Source organism: Corynebacterium sp. HMSC056F09 (assembly GCF_001815785.1).
Lineage (GTDB): Bacteria > Actinomycetota > Actinomycetes > Mycobacteriales > Mycobacteriaceae > Corynebacterium > Corynebacterium hiratae.
The window spans coordinates 15,298-15,630 of the sequence record NZ_KV821947.1; the positions used below are offsets into that span (position 1 = coordinate 15,298).

The following is a 333-nucleotide window of genomic DNA, read 5'->3' on the forward strand; positions in this document are numbered from 1 at the left end:
GGCTCATCCCCGCTCACGCGGGGAGCACTCTGGGTAGCGTAGCCGCCACTGGCGGATGTGGGGCTCATCCCCGCTCACGCGGGGAGCACGTCAACGAGGGCGCGTGGCTGGCGGCCAAGGGCGGCTCATCCCCGCTCACGCGGGGAGCACTAGCTCTCACGCTCCTTACTAGCGTTGTTTGGGGGCTCATCCCCGCTCACGCGGGGAGCACTCAGTGATGGTGACCTTGCCGGTGGTTTCATCCGGCTCATCCCCGCTCACGCGGGGAGCACGCGAGGTGGTGGGACCCGCAGCGGCAGTCTTTGGGCTCATCCCCGCTCACGCGGGGAGCAC

1 CRISPR repeat array is annotated in these 333 nt (G+C 69.4%).

Annotated features, from left to right (window positions below):
• Positions 1-332: direct repeats of the CRISPR family, unit length 27 nt; unit sequence GGCTCATCCCCGCTCACGCGGGGAGCA.
• Position 333 lies beyond the last annotated feature (1 nt).